16 protein-coding genes are annotated in these 18,276 nt (G+C 65.8%); 10 read left to right on the top strand and 6 right to left on the bottom strand.

Annotated elements, in window-relative coordinates; genetic code table 11:
* Positions 1-6: 6 nt before the first annotated feature.
* The gene (zapE, locus tag CH256_RS05180; protein ID WP_094641984.1) at positions 7-1,020 is read right to left on the bottom strand and encodes a cell division protein ZapE; all 1,014 of its coding nucleotides are present in this window, start codon (positions 1,018-1,020) and stop codon (positions 7-9) included.
* Positions 1,021-1,054: 34 nt separating this feature from the next.
* Here zapE and CH256_RS05185 point away from each other — a divergent pair, with 34 nt between their 5' ends.
* The 6 genes from CH256_RS05185 (at position 1,055) to CH256_RS05210 (ending at position 6,688) form a co-directional block, all read left to right on the top strand.
* Positions 1,055-1,843 (top strand): pyrimidine reductase family protein, encoded by a 789-nt coding sequence (locus tag CH256_RS05185; RefSeq protein ID WP_094669047.1) that lies wholly within the window; start codon positions 1,055-1,057, stop codon positions 1,841-1,843.
* 46 nt (positions 1,844-1,889) lie between these two features.
* A complete protein-coding gene (locus tag CH256_RS05190) occupies positions 1,890-3,452 on the top strand; it encodes an alpha/beta hydrolase (RefSeq protein ID WP_094669048.1) in 1,563 nt (520 codons plus the stop codon).
* Positions 3,453-3,515: 63 nt separating this feature from the next.
* A complete protein-coding gene (locus CH256_RS05195; RefSeq protein ID WP_068050607.1) occupies positions 3,516-4,754 on the top strand; it encodes a glycosyltransferase family 87 protein in 1,239 nt (412 codons plus the stop codon).
* Positions 4,755-4,781: 27 nt separating this feature from the next.
* Positions 4,782-5,210, top strand: a complete 429-nt coding sequence (gene msrB / locus CH256_RS05200; RefSeq protein ID WP_068050608.1) for a peptide-methionine (R)-S-oxide reductase MsrB — start codon at positions 4,782-4,784, stop codon at positions 5,208-5,210.
* A gap of 120 nt (positions 5,211-5,330) precedes the next feature.
* Complete coding sequence (locus tag CH256_RS05205; RefSeq protein WP_094669049.1) at positions 5,331-6,143, top strand: polysaccharide pyruvyl transferase family protein; 813 nt, start codon at positions 5,331-5,333, stop codon at positions 6,141-6,143.
* A gap of 86 nt (positions 6,144-6,229) precedes the next feature.
* A complete protein-coding gene (locus CH256_RS05210; protein ID WP_045195371.1) occupies positions 6,230-6,688 on the top strand; it encodes a MaoC family dehydratase in 459 nt (152 codons plus the stop codon).
* Here the strand turns inward: CH256_RS05210 and CH256_RS05215 are convergent.
* The 5 genes from CH256_RS05215 to hemE are packed head-to-tail and all read right to left on the bottom strand — an operon-like array spanning position 6,666 to position 12,827.
* Positions 6,666-8,987, bottom strand: a complete 2,322-nt coding sequence (locus CH256_RS05215; RefSeq protein WP_179272006.1) for a molybdopterin-dependent oxidoreductase — start codon at positions 8,985-8,987, stop codon at positions 6,666-6,668. The genes CH256_RS05210 and CH256_RS05215 overlap by 23 nt on opposite strands.
* A 13-nt stretch (positions 8,988-9,000) precedes the next feature.
* Positions 9,001-9,705: an HAD family hydrolase gene (locus tag CH256_RS05220; RefSeq protein ID WP_176460466.1), complete on the bottom strand. Its 705-nt coding sequence runs from the start codon at positions 9,703-9,705 to the stop codon at positions 9,001-9,003.
* Entirely contained in the window at positions 9,702-10,397 is a 696-nt protein-coding gene (gene hemQ, locus CH256_RS05225) for a hydrogen peroxide-dependent heme synthase (protein ID WP_068050615.1), read from the bottom strand. The genes CH256_RS05220 and hemQ overlap by 4 nt, the downstream gene beginning before the upstream one ends.
* Before the next feature lie 4 nt (positions 10,398-10,401).
* The gene (locus CH256_RS05230; protein WP_094669050.1) at positions 10,402-11,757 is read right to left on the bottom strand and encodes a protoporphyrinogen oxidase; all 1,356 of its coding nucleotides are present in this window, start codon (positions 11,755-11,757) and stop codon (positions 10,402-10,404) included.
* The gene (gene hemE, locus CH256_RS05235; protein ID WP_176460500.1) at positions 11,754-12,827 is read right to left on the bottom strand and encodes a uroporphyrinogen decarboxylase; all 1,074 of its coding nucleotides are present in this window, start codon (positions 12,825-12,827) and stop codon (positions 11,754-11,756) included. Before hemE ends, CH256_RS05230 begins: the two co-directional genes overlap by 4 nt.
* A gap of 182 nt (positions 12,828-13,009) precedes the next feature.
* Here hemE and CH256_RS05240 point away from each other — a divergent pair, with 182 nt between their 5' ends.
* The 4 genes from CH256_RS05240 to CH256_RS05255 all read left to right on the top strand — a co-directional run bounded on the left by CH256_RS05240 (position 13,010) and on the right by CH256_RS05255 (position 18,274).
* A complete protein-coding gene (locus tag CH256_RS05240; protein ID WP_373454778.1) occupies positions 13,010-13,552 on the top strand; it encodes a DUF3000 domain-containing protein in 543 nt (180 codons plus the stop codon).
* Positions 13,553-13,592: 40 nt separating this feature from the next.
* On the top strand, positions 13,593-14,873 hold the full coding sequence (locus tag CH256_RS05245) for an HRDC domain-containing protein (protein WP_094669052.1): 1,281 nt from the start codon (positions 13,593-13,595) through the stop codon (positions 14,871-14,873).
* 72 nt (positions 14,874-14,945) lie between these two features.
* Positions 14,946-16,172: a thiolase family protein gene (locus tag CH256_RS05250; RefSeq protein ID WP_068050622.1), complete on the top strand. Its 1,227-nt coding sequence runs from the start codon at positions 14,946-14,948 to the stop codon at positions 16,170-16,172.
* Complete coding sequence (locus tag CH256_RS05255) at positions 16,169-18,274, top strand: 3-hydroxyacyl-CoA dehydrogenase NAD-binding domain-containing protein (protein ID WP_094669053.1); 2,106 nt, start codon at positions 16,169-16,171, stop codon at positions 18,272-18,274. Before CH256_RS05250 ends, CH256_RS05255 begins: the two co-directional genes overlap by 4 nt.
* The last annotated feature ends 2 nt before the right edge of the window (positions 18,275-18,276 follow it).

Below are 18,276 nucleotides of genomic sequence, written 5' to 3' on the forward strand. Positions count from 1 at the left end.
GACCGCTCAGCCGACTGCAGCGAAACGGGACAGTGCCAGCAGACGCGAGGTGGCGCGCAGGTATTTCTTACGGTAACCGCCGGCAAGCATCTCCTCGGTGAAGATCTCGTCGAGCTTGCCGCCCGAGGCCGTCACCGGGATGCCCGCGTCGTACAGGCGGTCGGCGAGGACCACCAGGCGCAGAGCGATGGCCTGATCCGATGCCGGGTGCACGTTCTTGAGGAACACTGCCGGAATGCCGTCGAGCAACTTGCCGTAACGGGAGGGGTGCAACGTGCTCAGATGCGCCAGCAGCTCGTCGAAATCGTCCAGGGTTGCACCCTCGACGGTATCGGCGCGGTCGATCAGCTCGGACTCCGAGGTGGGCTCGGGAGCCGGAGGCAGATCGCGGTGGCGGTAGTCGGGGCCGTCGACCCGGATGGACTCGAAGATCGAGCCGAGTTTCTTGATCTCCCGCATGAAGTCCTCGGCGGCGAAGCGACCCTCACCGAGCTGCCCGGGCAAGGTGTTGGACGTCGCGACGATGGATACCCCGCGCTGCGAGAGCTCGGAGAGCAACCGCGAGACCAACATCGTGTCGCCGGGATCGTCGAGCTCGAACTCGTCGATGCACAGCACACTGTGGCTCGAGAGCTCCTCGAGTGCCTTGTTGAAGCCGAGAGCACCGACCACATGGGTGAGTTCGACGAACGTGCCGAACGCCTTGGGCTCGGGAACGCTGTGATAGATCGAGGCGAGCAAGTGAGTCTTGCCGACACCGAAGCCGCCGTCGAGGTACAGGCCTGCACCGATGGCCGGGGTCTTCTTACCGAAGAGACCGCGCTTGCCCTTGCCGCGGATCTTCTGCACCTTGCTCGCGAACTCCTCGGCCTTCGCAACCGCAGCAGCCTGCGTCGGCTCCTTGGGGTCGGGAATGTACGAGGAGAAACTGACGTCGTCGAACATCGCCGGCGGGACCATCTGCGCGATCAGCTGATCGGATGGAACCACGGGATTTCGGTCGACAAGGCGTGCGGGCATTTGCCGAGCGTAACGACGTGGTCTGATCTCTCTCATGCAGCTTCTCCATATTGGGACCTACTTCACATCGGAGCAGGCACCCGAGTCCGTGCCCAGCGTCGGATCAACACTCGACGACGATGCCGTCCGCGCCCTGCACGCGTATCCCACCGACGTGGACCGACCGTGGATTCGCACGAACTTCGTCGCCAGCATCGACGGATCGGTGACCGCGAACGGTAAGTCGGCGGGCCTGGGAACCCCCGCCGACGCCCGCCTGTTCGGCATCCTGCGAGAACTGTGCGACGCCGTCCTGGTCGGTGCCGGAACCGCGCGGGCCGAGAACTACGGCGGCGTCTCGCTGTCCAGCGAAGCGAAGGCACGTCGGGTGGCGGCCGGGCTGGCACCGGTTCCGACGATCGTCGTGGTCACCGCCTCCGGTTCGATCGACGCGGCTTCTCGATTGGTCACCGACACCGAAGTGCAGCCGGTGGTGCTGACCTCGGCGGCGGCGGACGGCTCGAAGGTGGCCGCGCTTCGGGCAGTGGGAGCGACGGTGATCGAGGTGACCGGCGATTCTGTCTCGACCGGCGACATCGTCGCGACTCTGAGCGAGCTCGGATTTCGCCGCGTCCTGTGCGAGGGCGGACCGGGACTGTTCGGACAGCTCGTGTCCGACGGGGCGGCGGACGAACTGTGTCTGACGATCTCGCCGATGCTGGTCGCCGGAGAGGCGGGCCGTATCGCCCACACATCCGACGCCGCCGACGCGCCGATGCACCGGGTACACGTTCTGGGCGACGCCGACGGAACGCTGCTCACGCGCTGGGTGCGTCGGCCATGAACAGTGCGCGGCCCGGCATCGATCGAAAAGTCGATAGCCTCGCACGGTGACGCAGAAATCAACGTTGCTCGCCGCGGTCCTCGTCCTCGCCACGATGTGCGCGGCCTGTGGTGCCGGCCCGTCGATCCGACCCGACGTCGCGGTGGAACAACGCTCCCCCGGTCAGCCCGCCGAGTCCTCGGCAGAGGCGCCACCGGAACCGGTCGCACTTGCCGTTCCGGCCACCGATCTGGCCTGGGCCGACTGCACCGCAGCCACACTCGGGACGTTCGGGCTCACCGCCACCACTCCCGGCCTGACACTCGAATGCGCAGAATACGAAGCCGACGTCGATGCGAGTGGACAGATGTTCGGCACGTTCGCCGTCGGCGCGTTGCGAGCGCGGCTCGACAGAACGCCCACCGACGCGGGACCTCTGGTGCTGACGTCCGGTTCGGATCGGTCCTCGACGGCCACGTTGGCCACGATGGCCGCCGGTCCGCTCGCGACGCTGCTCGAGGCTCATCCCATCGTCGCGGTGGATCGACGCGGCATCGGCCGATCCACTGCCGTGGACTGCATCGACGCAGAGACCAAAACCGAGGTCGACGCGCTGGGGCAGTTCACCAGATCCGATGCCGACACGGTCGACCGCGCCGTCGACGCCGGTCGTGACGCCACGATCGAATGCACCGACACCTTGCAACCGCAGGAACTCGCGTTCGGAACCACCTATGCGGCGGACGATCTGGACCGCCTGCGGCAACTCTGGGGTGTGGAACAGATAGGTCTGATCGGATCGGGCAACGGCGCGCTCACCGCGTTGGCCTACGCAGCGAAGTTTCCGGCCAACATCTCGCGTTTGATCCTCGATTCACCGACCGGAGTCGGCGCCGATCAGATCACGTTGGCCGAACAACGGACACAGGGCAAGGAAGCAGCCTTCGCGGCGTTCGCGCAGCGATGCGTCGCGCTGAACTGCTCCCTCGGCAGCGATCCGACGGCGGCCGTCGCCCAGCTGCTCCTACGCGCCGCCGGTGGCGAATTCTCGCCGCTGTCCACGCACGAGATTCTCGACGGCATCACCTTCGCCCTGGCATCCACCGCAGGCGACGCGTCGTCCCGCGCCACCGGGCTCTCCACCGCCCTGTCCTCGGCCGCCGGGTCCGACACCAGCGCGCTGGCCGCGCTCGCCGAGCGGGGTCGGAACGCCTACGGCACCGACGGTCAGTTCGTGTCCCGGTGCACGGACGGCCAACAGTGGCCGTCGCCGCAGGGCGTTCGCGACCTGTCGTCGCAGTGGAACGACCGCTATCCGATCTACGGCACCGACGCTGCTCTGACGGCTCTACTGTGCTCGTCCTGGCCGACTGCGCCGTCGACTCCGCTGCCCACCTCCCTGGACGTCCCGGTGTTGGTGCTGGCCAACGCAGGCGACCCCATCGTCGGCAACGGCGGGTTGTCCTCGGTCACCGGGTTGGTCGGGGCAACCGGTGCGGCCGTCGCCTCGGCCGCGTGGCAGGGCAGCGGGCATCCGAGTCTGGGCGGATCTCAGTGTCTGCAGGGCGCCGCGGTGAACTACGCACGAGACACCGCGCTTCCGACCGACGGCACCGTCTGCCCCGCCTGAGTCGGGTACGCATCGCGGGGTGTCCTTCGCCGGTACGGTGACCGCCTCGGGTACCGTTCCCGGGTGTCACTTAGCTTTCTGGAGCCGCGGTCAGGGCGGACGACCGCCGAGGTAATCAAGTACGCCCTGTGGCCGATCGCCATCATGACCGTCATCCAGCGCGTGGTGATCAAAGCCGTGAACGGAGACATCACCAACGATTTCAACCCGGTGTACAGCGCCGCCCTGGCATTCCTCAACCGCCAGCCGGTGTACACGGCGAACTTCGACTCGGTCGATCCGCACTACCTTTATCAACCGAGCGCGACGATGCTGCTCTCCCCCATCGCAGTCATCGACCCCGAGCGATCCCGCTGGCTGTTCATCATCGCCAGCACGGTCGCGATACTGCTGGCCCTGTACATCCTGTTGCGCATCTTCGGATTCCGGCTCGATTCGGTCGCGGCACCTGCGCTGCTGCTGGCCGCCTTCGTCAGCGAGACGGTGACCAACACGTTGGTGTTCACCAACTTCAACGGCTTCGTACTCCTCGGCGAGGTCGCCTTCCTCGGGTTCCTCCTCCAGCGCAAGGACCTGTCGGCCGGTGTCGCCATGGGTCTGACTCTGGCGATCAAGCCGATGCTCGCCCCGCTGCTGTTGCTTCCGCTGATGACGCGTCAGTGGAAGGTCTTCATCACCTCGATCGCCATCCCCGTCGTGATGATGGCCATCGCCTGGCCGCTGTCGGTGGATCCGATGAACTTCATCGACCGGACACTGCCGTATCTGCTGCAGACCCGCGACTACTTCAACAGCGCTGTCGTCGGTAACGGCCGCTACTACGGTGTTCCCGAACTCCTCACCCTCGGAATCCGAGCGGTCCTGGGAATCATGGTTCTGATCTCACTGTGGCTGCTCTACCGATACTGCCGCGAGGACCGCCTGTTCTTCTTCGCGACCACCTCGGGCTTGATCCTCACCGCACACTGGCTGTTGGGCTCGCTGGGTCAGATGTACTACTCCATGATGCTGTTCCCGCTGCTGATGACCGTCGTGCTGAAGAACTCACTGCTGCGCAACTGGCCCGCCTGGCTCGCGATCTACGGGTTCATGAACTACGACCGATGGCTGTCGGGTCGCTGGATCGAAACCGGTCGCGCATTGGACTACCTGCGCACCACTTTCGGCTGGGCCCTGCTCATCGTCGTCATCTTCGGCGTGCTCGTCGGACGCTATTTCGCCGCCCGAAGCGAAGGACGACTCGACGACGGAATCGAACCGAGCTACCTGCTGCCGAGCGCTCCACCTGCGAAAACGGCATAGCCCGACAAATCGTATTAGCGTGTGAGCATGAGTTCAGCAACCGACAACAATTCCGCCCCGGCCGTCCAGCTCACCGACGCACAGTGGCGCGAGAAGCTGACCCCCGAGGAGTATGCGGTGCTGCGGCAGGCAGGCACCGAACGCCCCGGCGTCGGCGAATACACCGACACCACCACTGAAGGTATCTACGAGTGCCGCGCCTGCGGAGCCGAATTGTTCCGCAGCACCGAGAAGTTCGAGTCCCACTGCGGCTGGCCGTCCTTCTTCGACCCGGCCGACAGCGACGCCGTCATCCTGAAGGAAGACACCACACTGGGAATGCGCCGAGTCGAGGTCGTCTGCCGCAGTTGCCACAGCCACCTCGGACACGTCTTCGAGGGCGAGGGTTACCCCACCCCGACCGATCAGCGGTACTGCATCAACTCGATCTCGTTGACACTCAAGCCTGCATCCTGATCGGACAGGACACTCGGATGTCGCCGCGCTGAACGCGCCACGAGCTACAGATTCGTCGAAATGGAGCCCAGACCGGTAAATTTACCTTTGATTACCTATGCATAAGGTAAATTTGCCGTCATGGCCACTTCGATCAAAACATTCTGGTGGCGTCAGGTAAAACTCACCGGCGTCAGACCCAATTTCGGCGACGAATTGACGCCCGAACTGGTGAAATCACTGTTCGGGCAGAAATGTTCCTGGCGTCGTGCGAAGCGAAGCGACATGATCGGGGCAGGTTCCACTCTCGAAATGGTCCAGCTCATGCAGGCGCGGAAGGACCTCAAGGTCTGGGGTTCGGGATTCATGCTCAGCGAGACTGCCCACGAAAAAGACTTCAGCTACCCCGACTTCGACTTCTACGCTGTGCGCGGGCATCTGTCATCGAATCGCATCAAGTCCGAGCGCAAGGTCGCGGTCGGGGACCCCGGGCTGTTGGCGAACAGGGTCTATTCACGCTCCCCGCGGGTACCTGGACGAATCGGTCTCGTCTACCACTGGGTGCACAAGAAGGATCCCGTAGTGCTTGCGCTTGCGCGAGAAAAGAACGTGACGTTGATCGACCCGTCCCGAAAGCCGGCCAAGGTCATCGCCGACATCACCGCATGTGACTTCGTGATGTCGACGAGTCTGCACGGCTTGATCGTCGCTGACTCCTTCGGCATCCCCAATGCGTGGATCGAGCTGACGCAGGATATCGGCGGCAACGGATACAAATTCGACGACTACTACTCCGTTTTCGATCGAGAAGCAGTTCAGCATTCGTCGGACCTCGCGCGCGATCACGACAAGATCGCGCAGCTTCGGAGCGACTATCGACCGGTCCCGAATCTGACGGAAATCCAAGACGATCTGATTGCCGCTTTTCCGTTCACGTCGCGCTGTACGGCCTGAATTCAGCAGACCGACGACGACGCCGAACATCGCGCGCCGCGCTCGTTCCCGTCGAACGTCCTATTACGACGGTGCATACTGTGAGTATGCGCACTTTCACCTCACCAGAGCAGATCAAAGCAGCCGTCGGGGAAGACCTCGGCACCAGTGACTGGCTGCAGATCACCCAGGAACGGGTCAACACCTTCGCCGACGCCACGGGCGATCACCAGTGGATCCACGTCGACGTCGAGCGGGCGAAGAAGGAGAGCCCGTTCGGCGCACCCATCGCCCACGGATTTCTGAGCCTGTCCCTGGTATCGATGCTCAACTGGCAGATCTACACCATCGAGAACACCAAGCTCGGAATCAACTACGGCTCCAACAAGGTTCGCTTCATCAACCCGGTGAAGGTGGGCGCGCACGTGCGCCTGCAGACCACCCTCGTCTCCGTCGAAGAGGTATCGGGCGGGGCGCTACAGATGGTGACGGCAGGAACGTTGCAGATCGAGGGCGAGGACAAGCCGGCGCTGGTCGCCGAGATCATCTCTCGGGTCGTGTTCTGACCTCGGACCGAGCAGGTGGATCGAACGCGGTGATCGGCGGCAACGGCTCGTCGTAGCGTTCGATCTCCACCAGTACGTGCTGGCCGGTGCAGCCGCGCGCGAGCGCCGACGAGCCCTCGTCCGCGGTGAGCACGTTCACGCTGCCGTGTACGCACATCGAATCGGGATCTGCCGGATCCAGTGGGTCGTACCAGGCCCCGGTGGACAACTGCACGACCGATTTCAGCATCGCGTCGTCGACAACCACACCGGCCAGGCACGAGCCACGGTCGTTGAACACCCGTACGACGTCGCCGTCCGACACTCCCCTGGCCCCGGCCGCCGACGAGTGCATTCTTATCGGCTCTCTACCCTCGATCTTCGAGTTACGGCTCACCGCACCGTGATCGAGCTGACTGTGCAGCCTGGTGCGCGGCTGGTTGGCGATCAGATGCAACGGGAACTGCTGCGCCCGGGGTCCACCGAGCCATTCCTGCGGCTCGAACCACATCGGATGCCCACGGCAGTCCTCGTAGTCGAACCCCGCCACGGTCGCCGAGAAGATCTCGATCTTTCCACTGGGGGTGCGCAGCGCGTTGCCCACCGGGTCGCGTCGAAAATCCTCGAAGAACGTCAGATCGTCCTCGGTCTTCATCCGAAACGAACCCTCGCGACGGAAATTGTCGTACTCCGGAGTATCGACGCCCCCGGCGCGCAGATATCCGCGCCACTGCTCGTACAGATGCTCGAGCCACTGTTGCGAGCTACGCCCCTCGGTGAACTGTTGCCCCACACCGAGTTTCGTAGCCAACTCCGCGAACGTGTCGTAGTCGTCGCGGGAGTCCGCGTACCGCGGGGCGGCCGGCTCCATCGCGACGAGCAAGGGATCGTTGCGTGTGCAGCTCAGATCCGATCGTTCCAACGACGTCGTCGACGGGACGACGACGTCGGCGTGCTTGGCCATCGGTGTCCAATACGGGTCGTGCACAACGACGGTGTCGGGCCTACCGAGAGCGCGACGCAGCCGCCCCAGATCCTGGTGGTGGTGGAACGGATTTCCGCCGGCCCAATAGACGATCTTGATGTCGGGATAGGTCAATCGCCTACCGTCGTAGTCGAATTCGGCACCGGGATTCAGCAGCATGTCCGAGACCGCGGCGACCGGAATCAGGTCGGGAACGGGATTGACACCCTGCGGCAAGGTCGGCAACGGATACGGAACCGGTGCCAGACCCGGCTCGTTCATCGACCCGTAGCCGTGCCCGAATCCCCCACCCGGAACGCCGATCCGGCCCAGCATCGCCGCGAGTGTCACGCCCATCCACGGGGCCTGCTCACCGTGTCGCGTCCTCTGCAGTGACCAGGTGACCGTCACCATCGTGCGTTTCGACGCCATCTCCCGGGCAAGTTCCGCGATCAGGGCGGCCTCGACGCCGCAGATCGCCGACGCCCACTGCGGTGTCTTGGGAATTCCGTCCGTGATGCCGAGCAGATATCGCTCGAACTCGGGGTAGCCCTGGCAGTACTTCTCCAGAAACTTTGTGTCGTGCAGCTTTTCGTCGGCGAGCACGTGAGCCAGAGCCAGCATCATCGCCACGTCGGTACCGGGCCGCGGGGCGATCCAGCGCGCGTCGCCGTTCATGTCGCTGCGGAGCGGACTCACGGTGACGATCTGCCCACCGCGGGCGCGCATCGCGTCGAGCGAATCGACGGTCGGATGATCCGACGTACCGCCGTGATTGATGCCGGTGTTCTTCACCGGAACTCCGCCGAACGCCACCAACAACTCGGTGTGGGCGGCGATCACGTTCCAGGAGGTGGAGCGCGAGAACATCTTCCAATGCGCACCGAGGACGTGCGGCATGATGACCCCGGTCGCGCCCAGTGAGTAGCTGTGGACCGATCGCGTGTAACCGCCGATGCAGTTGAGAAAGCGATGCACCTGACTCTGCGCGTGATGGAAGCGTCCGGCACTCGCCCACCCGTACGACCCGCCGTAGATGGCCTTGTTGCCGAATGCGTCGACGACCCTGCGTAATTCGGCTGCCAGCAGATCGGTGAGCTCGTCCCACGAGACGTCGACGAACTCGTCACTGCCACGGGTGTCGGTCGGCCCCGGCCCGTGCTCGAGCCAGCCCCGGCGCACCGCCGGGGAGGTGACGCGCGATCGATGGGTCACCGACCCGACGAGGTTGCCCAACACCGGAGAAGGGTTGCTGTCGGTCACCTGGGGATGGATTGCGGTGACGTCACGTCCGTCCGACTCGGCGCGAAACATTCCCCAGTGGCCCATGTGCTGGACGCCGGCCACGCCAGTCATCGAACCACCCCGGTCATCGAATTCCGAACTCGCGCAGCGCCTTCAGTAGTGCATCGGGGCGCTGCGACGTCGGCACCGGATCGACGAGAGCGAAGTGGCATCCGATCTCTCGTGCCGCACCGTCGGCCTCGTCACTGTCGCCCACCATCAGCGTCACCGCGGGGTCCACACCCAACGCCGTCACTGCGTGCCGGAAGATCTCGGGCTGCGGCTTGACGTGACCGACCTCGAACGAGAGCACGAATTCGTCGACGAACCTGTCGAGACCGCGATCGACGAACGCGGGACGGATGTCGAATGCGATGTTGCTCAGGACCCCGGTCCGAATCGATTCGGCAGCGAGCTTTTTCAGCACTGCTTCGGTATCCGGGTACGGCGTCCAAGAATCTGCGTCGATCACGCGACCGTAGACGGATTGTGCGTGCGCCGGATCGGTGACACCGGACTGCGCGAGCACATGCAGATAGGCCTGCCGGTGCAGGGCCGGATCGAGGTCTCGGTTTCGCCACGCATGACGCGTCGCATCGTCGAACTCGACCGTCTCCCCCACCGGTGCCGTCATACGGCGCATCAGTTCCGCGGCTCCCGCACCGTCGACGGGGGTGCCGTCGGCGTCGTGGATCCCGTCGAACCACGAGGGGTGCTCCTCGAGCCTGAACAACGTGCCCGAGAAGTCGAACAGAACGGCCTCGATCGCGGGTGCGCCTGTCGTCGTCACGGCAGGGATTCGACGAGCGCGTCCACCTCGACCCGAGGGCCGGTGAAGAACGGGGTCTCCTCGCGCACGTGTCGCCTCGCCTCGGTGGCCCGCAGGTCGCGCATCAGGTCCACGATGCGATCGAGTTCGGGAGCTTCGAAGGCCAGGATCCACTCGTAGTCGCCGAGTGCGAACGACGGCACGGTGTTCGCCCGCACGTCCTTGTAGTCGCGTGCGGCCTTGCCGTGATCGGCGAGCATCGTGCGACGCTCGTCGTCGGGCAGCAGGTACCAATCGATCGAACGGACGAACGGGTAGACGCAGATGTACGCGCCCGGATCCTCGCCGGCGATGAAGGCCGGGACATGGCTCTTGTTGAATTCGGCGGGGCGATGCAGCGCGGTGTTGCTCCACACCGGAGTACTCGCCTTGCCCAGCGCGGTCGTGCGACGGAAATCGGAGTACGTCGCCTGGAGGTCCTCGATACGCTCGGCGTGCGTCCACACCATGAAGTCGGCGTCGGCGCGCATACCGGCGATGTCGTACACCCCGCGCACCGCGACACCCTTGTCTTCACGACTTTCGAAGAACACCTTCGCTTCCTTGGCTGCCGCGGCCCGATCCTCGCCGAGAACACCGGGCGTGACCTTGTAGACCGAGAACATCAAGTAGCGAAGAGTCGAGTTGAGCGCTGAGTAATCGAGGCGTGCCATGGCCCTATCGTGCCACTTCGACCAGACGGGCGGCAGCGGTGGTGGCGGACGCAATACACGCGGGCACCCCCACACCGCGCTGCCAGGCACCGGTGACCTCGAGACCGGGTAGGTCGGCGACTCCGGCCTCGATGGCGGCGACGCGATCGAGGTGCCCCGGCGCGTACTGCGGTAGGCCTCCCGGCCAGCGCTGTACGGTCGCAGCGATCGGCTGCGCATCGATGTTCGCCACCGTCGCGAGATCCGCGAGTGCGATCTGGATCGACTCCGCGTCGGATCGGTCCGACGCCGTCGTGTCACCGAAGCGGCCGAGCGAGGCCCGCAGCAGTACCGCGTCACGCTCCTCCAGATGCGGCCACTTGCGGCTCGACAGGGTGAATGCCTTCACGTCCAAGCCCGCGTCGGTGGCCACCAGGATTCCCGAATTCTGCGGCAGCTCGGTCGTCTTGGGAAATGCGAGCGCGACGACGACCGAGGACGCGAGATCGATGTTCCGCGCGGCCTGCGACGCCGCGGGCGCCACCTCGGCGATGAGCCGGCCGAGAATCGGCGCAGGGACCGCCAGCACCACGCCGTCGACGCGTCCGACTCCTTCGACGAACCATCCGCCGGACTCGCGGCGGATCTCACCGACGCCTGCACCGACCACCGTCCGGGCATCGGTCGCAGCGACGAGGGCATCGAGCAACACCGCGTAACCGTCGCGCAGCCCGCCGAACACCGGCCCCGGCGACGGGGTGGGCAGCGCTGCCAGCACTGCCTCGGTCAGGTTGGCTGCTCCACCGTCCAACGCGGCAGCCAACGTGGGCAGTGCCGCACGGATGCCGATCGAGCTCGACGAACCGGAGTACACGCCGCCGAGCAGCGGATCGACCGAACGGCTGACCACCTGGGAGCCGAACCTGGTGCCCACGAGATCGGCCACACCGACGTCCGAACCCGCGGTCCAGGCGAAGGGCCGAGAGGTCTCGGTCTCGATGAGGTGCAGGTCCTCGGGGTCCACCAGATCCCGTACCGAATCGGCGGACGACGGGATGCCCATCAGAGTGCCGACCGGGAGCGCGTGAGTTCGACCGCCGGAATAGACGAGCGGACGGACCGGCGCCGGGTAGACCAGCTGATCCGACAGACCGAGCTCGGCCAGCAGTGCCGGTACTTCGGGACGTCGACCGATGAAAGCCTCCGCACCGACGTCGAGCGAGTCCGCGCCGACCGCGGTGGTGCGCAGCGTGCCGCCGAGACGCGACGACGCCTCGACGACAGTGATCTCGGCACCCGGCCCGCAGGACTGCCGAAGGCGATACGCCGCGACGAGGCCGGAGATTCCGCCGCCGACCACGGCGTACCGCCGAACCGTCACAACGAATGCACCAGCGAGACCACCCGGGTCAGAACCTCCGGATCGGTGTCGGGGAGCACTCCGTGGCCCAGGTTGAACACATGTCCGCGAGCACCGGCCGCCAGCGCGCGATCCGCCTCGGCGGTGATGCGTCGAACCTCTGCCTCGACCGCATCCCAGCCGGCGAACAGCACCGCCGGGTCGAGATTTCCCTGCAGCACCTTGCCGCCGCCTACGCGATGCACGGCGTCGTCGAGTGGGATTCGCCAGTCGACACCGACGACGTCGGCACCGGCTTCACCCATCGCCCCGAGCAACTCGCCGGTTCCGACGCCGAAGTGGATCTTGGGTACACCGGCCGAGGACACGGCGTCGAACACGCGCGTCGAATGCGGCAGCACGTACTCGCGGTAGTCGGCGAGCGACAGCGCACCCGCCCAGGAGTCGAACACCTGCACTGCGTCGACGCCTGCGGCGAGCTGAGCCTGCAGGAAGGTGATCGTCGTGGTGGCCAGTGCGTCGAGCAGGGCGTGCCAGGTCGCCGGATCGGACCGCATGAGCGCCTTGGTCTTCTCGTGATTACGACTCGGGCCGCCCTCGACCAGATACGACGCGAGAGTGAACGGTGCGCCCGCGAAACCGATGAGCGGTGTACCGGCGAGCTCACGGGTGAGGATACGCACCGCATCGGCCACCGGCTCCACCTGATCCGAAGTCAGGATCGGCAGTGCGGCCACATCGGCAGCCGACCGCACCGGCTGCGCGACGACCGGCCCGGTGCCTGCGACGATGTCGAGATCGATACCGGCGGCCTTGAGCGGAACGACGATGTCCGAGAACAGGATTGCCGCATCCACGTCGTGCCGACGCACAGGTTGCAGGGTGATCTCGGCCACGAGGTCGGGTCGGAAGCACGAGTCCAACATGCCGATGCCGGCGCGAATCTTGCGGTACTCCGGCAGCGATCTACCGGCCTGGCGCATGAACCACACCGGCCGACGCGAGGGAGCTCGACCTGCGATCGCGGCCAGGAACGGCGCGTCCGGGAGTTCTCGACGGGCGGGGGCTGTGGCGTGCGGTTCGGCGTTCATCATGTTCCATGCTGCCACGCGTGAGGAAAGCTCCCGCCACCAAGGGCGACACACCGACTTCGGTTGCATCACGGCCCGGCGCGCCTCCGCGTCCAGGCAACGTGACGCGTCTAACGTCCGGTGACGTGACCGAACCCCAATCCACCGCCGAACCTGCGCCGTTCCGCGCCGCCATCGACGCGATGCATCGGGCTCAGGTACACCCGGCGATCGAAATCGGTCCGATCCGGCCGCCGCAGCGTCTCGCCCCTTACAGTTACGCGATCGGGGCCGAGGTCAAGCATCCGGAATCCGACCGGATCGACGAACAGAGCGACGGCGACGCCTTCGGCCGCCTGATCCTGCTGTACGACCCCGACGGTGCCGAGGCCTGGAACGGCACCCTCCGACTGGTCGCGTACATCCAAGCGGACGTGGACGAATCCCTCGCCGACGATCCTCTGCTCCCCGAGGTCGGCTGGAGTTGGCTGGTCGACGCACTGGAGTCGCGGTCGGAGCCGCTCAACGCACTCGGCGGCACGGTCACCTCGACCAGCTCGGTGCGCTACGGCGACATCGCCGGGCCACCCAAGGCCCACCAGCTCGAACTACGCGCCTCGTGGACGGCCACGTCCGAGGACCTCTCGACGCACGTCGAGGCGTTCTGCGAGGTGCTCGCCTACGCCGCCGGTTTGCCGCCTGCGGGCATCACCACCCTCGGCCAGCGCGGTTCCAGCCGGACATAGTGGGCGGTCCTTCCACCCGCAGGGCTTAGAGTCACATCTCATGTCAGCCGAGAGTTCTCCCGAGACCACGCCGGACGACGAGGCGAACGAGCCTGTCGCCGTTCCGCTACTGGCCCCGGCTGACGGCATACCCGACGTGGTCGACACGCAGGACGCCGTGCGCGCGGCTGCCGCCCTTCTCGCATCGGGTCACGGCCCCCTCGCCGTCGACGCCGAACGTGCGTCGGGCTTCCGCTACTCCCAGCGCGCCTACCTCCTGCAGTTCCGTCGCCGCGGCGCAGGCACGGTTCTGCTCGATCCGATCCCGGTCACCGGCGACCTCGCTCCGCTCGCCGAGGTGATCAACCCGCTCGAGTGGGTACTGCACTCCGCAGATCAGGATTTGCCGGGACTCGCCGAGCTCGGCCTGGTACCCGCCACGCTCTACGACACCGAACTCGCAGGCCGCCTCGCCGGATTCGATCGAGTGGGGCTCGGAGCCATCGTCGAACGCACCCTCGGACTGGCGTTGCAGAAAGGCCACGGAGCGGCCGATTGGTCCACCCGGCCGCTACCCGACACCTGGCTCAACTACGCAGCACTCGACGTCGAGGTTCTGCTCGAGCTGCGTGACGCAATGGCCGAAGAGCTCGAACAGCAGGGCAAAACCGAATGGGCCACACAGGAATTCGCCCACATCCTCACCCTCGGGCCACCCAAACCCAAGACCGACAGATGGCGTCGGACATCGGGGATCCATGCGATCAAATCTCCCCGCACTCTTGCTGCCGTTCGCGAATTGTGGAGCACCCGAGACGAACTGGCGGCCAAGCGTGACGTGGCACCGAGCCGGGTGTTGCCCGACTCGGCCATCGTGGCGGCCGCAACGGCGGACCCCAAATCCGCGCGCGAGCTCGAGCAGCTACCGGTATTCGGCGGTCCCCGTCAGCGCAGATCGTCCCGATTGTGGGCCTCGGCCCTGACCCGTGCGCGGGCGCTCCCGACATCCGAATTGCCTTCGATGGCAGCGTCTTTCGACGGTCCACCCCCGGTCAATCGGTGGGCTCGCCGCGATCCCGATGCGGCAGCGCGACTAGCCGACGTACGAGCGGCGATGACCGAGCTCAGCGAATCGGTGTCGGTGCCGGTCGAGAATCTGTTGATGCCGGATCTGCTGCGCCGCCTGGTGTGGGATTGGCAGAGTCCGGTCGATCCCGATGTCGACCCTGCCGAGCTGATCGAGGCCCGACTGGCCGACGGCGGGGCCCGGCCCTGGCAGCGAACGCTGGTGGTGCCGGTACTGACGAAGGCACTGCACCCTTCTCAAGTTACCGACGGGTAATACCCGCTACAGTAGGGGTCGCGTCCGGGCACCCGGGCGAGTCGTCCGCATCTGTCGGGAGGATCGAAAAGCGTGTCTGTACCCGCGTCCACCAGCTCACAGAGGAATGTTGTCTTCGTCGACGGCATCCGTACCCCGTTCGGCAAAGCAGGCCCCAAGGGCATGTACGCCGACACTCGCGCAGACGACCTCGTCGTCAAGGCAATCCGCGAACTCCTTCGCAAGAACCCCAATCTCCCTCCCGAGCGCATCGACGAGGTCGCGATCGCCGCGACCACGCAGACCGGTGACCAGGGTCTGACCATCGGCCGTACGTCCGCGCTGCTCGCCGGACTCCCCCGCAGCGTCCCCGGCTTCGCGATCGACCGCATGTGCGCGGGCGCGATGACCTCGGTGACCACCACCGGGTCGGGCATCGGCTTCGGCCAGTACGACGTCGTGATCGCAGGTGGTGTCGAGCACATGGGCCGCCACCCGATGGGTGAGGGCGTCGACCCCAACCCGCGTTTCCTCGCCGACAAGCTCGTCGATCCCAGCGCGCTGGTGATGGGCAACACCGCCGAGAATCTGCACGACCGGTTCCCGAGCATCACCAAGGACCGCACCGACGCGTACGCCGTCGCCAGCCAGAACAAGTACGACGCGGCCAAGAAGGCCGGCTTCATCGCCGACACTCTCGTGCCCGTCGCCACCAAGTCCGCCGCAGGATGGGGCCTGGCCACCGAGGACGAGCCGCCTCGCCCCGGAACCACCGTCGAAGACCTCGCCAAGCTCAAGACGCCGTTCCGTCCCGCCGGTCGCGTCACCGCAGGCAACGCCGCAGGACTGAACGACGGTGCCACCGCCGCGATCCTCGCCGGCGAGGACACCGCGCACGAACTCGGCCTGAACATCGGTATGCGCATGGTCGGCTTCAGCTTCGCCGGCGTCGATCCCGCCGTCATGGGCATCGGACCGGTCCCCGCGACCGAGAAGTTGCTCGGCCGAACCGGATTGAGCATCGACGACATCGGCCTGTTCGAGATCAACGAGGCCTTCGCCATCCAGGTCCTCGCGTTCCTTGAGCACTACGGCATCGCCGACGACGATCCGCGCGTCAACCAGTGGGGCGGCGCCATCGCGTGTGGCCACCCCCTCGCATCCTCGGGTGTTCGCCTGATGACGCAGCTGAGCCGCCAGTTCGCTCAGCAGCCCGACGTCCGCTACGGCTTGACGACCATGTGCATCGGTCTCGGCATGGGCGGCACCGTCATCTGGGAGAACCCCAACCACGCTGACTATTCAGGAGCGAAGGCATGAGCGACATCACCACAGCGTTCAGCGACGAGGTAGTCACGAACGCGTTCACGAAGCTTGTCTCCGTACCGGGGCTCGACGGCTCCATCGCCCTGGTGACCTTGGACAACGGCTTCGATCACACCAAGCCGTCGACCTTCGGTCCCGGTGGACTGGCCAAGTTCGACGCCGCCCTCGACGAGACATTCGCAGCGAACCCGGTGGCCATCGCCGTCACCGGTAAGCCGTTCATCTTCGCCGTCGGTGCCGACCTCAACGGTGTGCCGAACATCAAGACCAAGGACGAGGCGCTGCAGATCGGACAGCTCGGTCACAAGGTCTTCCGACGCCTGCGCGAGTCGACCGTTCCGACGTTCGCCTTCATCAACGGTGCCGCACTCGGTGGTGGCCTCGAAGTGGGACTGCACTCGCACTATCGGACCGTCGCGGAGAACGCTGCCGCACTCGGTCTTCCCGAGGCCTTCCTCGGCCTGGTACCGGGATGGGGTGGAACTCAGTTGCTGCCCAACATCATCGGAGCCTCGAACGCGGTCACCGTCGTCATCGAGAACGCACTGAACCAGAACCGCGTCCTCAAGCCGCAGCAGGCACTCGACCTCGGCATCGCCGACGCCCTCTTCGGCGGAGCCGACTTCCTCGAGCAGTCCCTCGCGTGGGCTGCTCAGGTCGTCAAGGGCGAGATCACCCCGGCCCGTCCCGAGATCGACCGCGGGCAGGCCTGGGACGACGCCATCGCCCGCGCCAAGGGCATCGTCGCGGGCAAGACCAACAACTTCGCCCCCGGCCCCGTCGCCGCGGTGGAGCTGCTCGAACTCGCCAAGAGCACCGACATCACCGACTCTGCTTCACTCGACAAGGCCTTCGCGGCCGAGGACGAGGCCCTGTCCACGTTGTTGGTCAAGGACGAGCTCCGGGCCGGGCTGTATGCCTTCGACTTGGTGCAGAAGCGCGCCAAGCGTCCCGCCGGTGCACCCGACAAATCGCTGGCGCGCAAGATCTCCGGCGTCGGAATCGTCGGTGCCGGCCTGATGGCCAGCCAGCTCGCACTGCTGTTCGTTCGGCAGCTGAAGGTGCCGGTGATCCTCACCGACATCGATCAGGAGCGCATCGACAAGGGCGTCGGCTACGTCCACGGCGAGATCGACAAGCTGCTCGGCAAGAAGCGCCTGTCCCCCGATGCCGCAAATCGGTTGAAGGCGTTGGTGTCCGGCTCGATCGACAAGTCCGCGTTCGCGAACACGGATTTCGTCATCGAGGCCGTGTTCGAGAACCTGGACGTGAAGAAGAAGGTGTTCGCCGAAGTCGAGGAATTCGTCTCTGCCGACACGATACTCGCGACCAACACGTCCTCGCTGTCGATCACCAAGATGGCGGCAGACCTGAAGCACCCCGAGCGCGTGGTGGGCTTCCACTTCTTCAACCCCGTCGCAGTCCTGCCACTGCTCGAGGTCGTCAAGGGTGAGAAGACCGACGATGCCACTCTCGCAACGGCATTCGCGACGGCCAAGACCCTCAAGAAGTCGGCCGTACTGTCGGCGGATCTCCCCGGATTCGTCTTCAACCGTCTCGTCACTCGCGCGTCGAACGAGATCATCAGCGCCATCGACGAGGGCACCCCGTTCGATGTCGCCGACGGCGCTGTGGGCGAACTCGGCATGCCGATGAGTCCGCTGACGTTGCTGGCACTCGTCGGACCGGCCGTCGCTCTGCACACCGCCGAAACCCTGGCCGAGGCATACCCGGAGCGGTTCAAGGACTCCGCCGGGTTCCGCGCTCTCGTCGAGGCGAAGAAGCCGGGTGTGTGGACCTACGGACCCGAGGGCCAGGTCGTCGATCCCGAGGTCGCCGCACTGTGGCCGCAGGGCGATTCGCCGTCGACCGCCGAGCAGGTGCTCGAGCGCACCCGCAACGCGATCGCCGACGAGATCAAGATCATGCTCGACGAGGGCGTCGTGGCTGCAGCCGAGGACATCGACCTCTGCCTGCTCCTCGGCGGCGGATTCGGCTTCTGGAACGGCGGCATCACTCCGTACCTGGACCGTAGTGGGGCTTCCGAGGCCGCCACCGGTCAGCGCTTCCTCGCACCGGGCGTCGCCAGCGTCTAGCA

The organism is Rhodococcus sp. 05-2254-6 (genome assembly GCF_002258565.1).
Lineage (GTDB): Bacteria > Actinomycetota > Actinomycetes > Mycobacteriales > Mycobacteriaceae > Rhodococcoides.

Excerpts from the sequence above, each read along its gene's own strand:
- zapE (WP_094641984.1), bottom strand. The coding sequence starts at position 1,020 with ATGCCCGCACGCCTTGTCGACCGAAATCCCGTGGTTCCATCCGATCAG.
- CH256_RS05185 (WP_094669047.1), top strand. The coding sequence starts at position 1,055 with ATGCAGCTTCTCCATATTGGGACCTACTTCACATCGGAGCAGGCACCC.
- msrB (WP_068050608.1), top strand. The coding sequence starts at position 4,782 with ATGAGTTCAGCAACCGACAACAATTCCGCCCCGGCCGTCCAGCTCACC.
- CH256_RS05205 (WP_094669049.1), top strand. The coding sequence starts at position 5,331 with ATGGCCACTTCGATCAAAACATTCTGGTGGCGTCAGGTAAAACTCACC.
- CH256_RS05210 (WP_045195371.1), top strand. The coding sequence starts at position 6,230 with ATGCGCACTTTCACCTCACCAGAGCAGATCAAAGCAGCCGTCGGGGAA.
- CH256_RS05215 (WP_179272006.1), bottom strand. The coding sequence starts at position 8,987 with ATGACTGGCGTGGCCGGCGTCCAGCACATGGGCCACTGGGGAATGTTT.
- hemQ (WP_068050615.1), bottom strand. The coding sequence starts at position 10,397 with ATGGCACGCCTCGATTACTCAGCGCTCAACTCGACTCTTCGCTACTTG.
- hemE (WP_176460500.1), bottom strand. The coding sequence starts at position 12,827 with ATGAACGCCGAACCGCACGCCACAGCCCCCGCCCGTCGAGAACTCCCG.
- CH256_RS05240 (WP_373454778.1), top strand. The coding sequence starts at position 13,010 with ATGCATCGGGCTCAGGTACACCCGGCGATCGAAATCGGTCCGATCCGG.
- CH256_RS05245 (WP_094669052.1), top strand. The coding sequence starts at position 13,593 with ATGTCAGCCGAGAGTTCTCCCGAGACCACGCCGGACGACGAGGCGAAC.
- CH256_RS05255 (WP_094669053.1), top strand. The coding sequence starts at position 16,169 with ATGAGCGACATCACCACAGCGTTCAGCGACGAGGTAGTCACGAACGCG.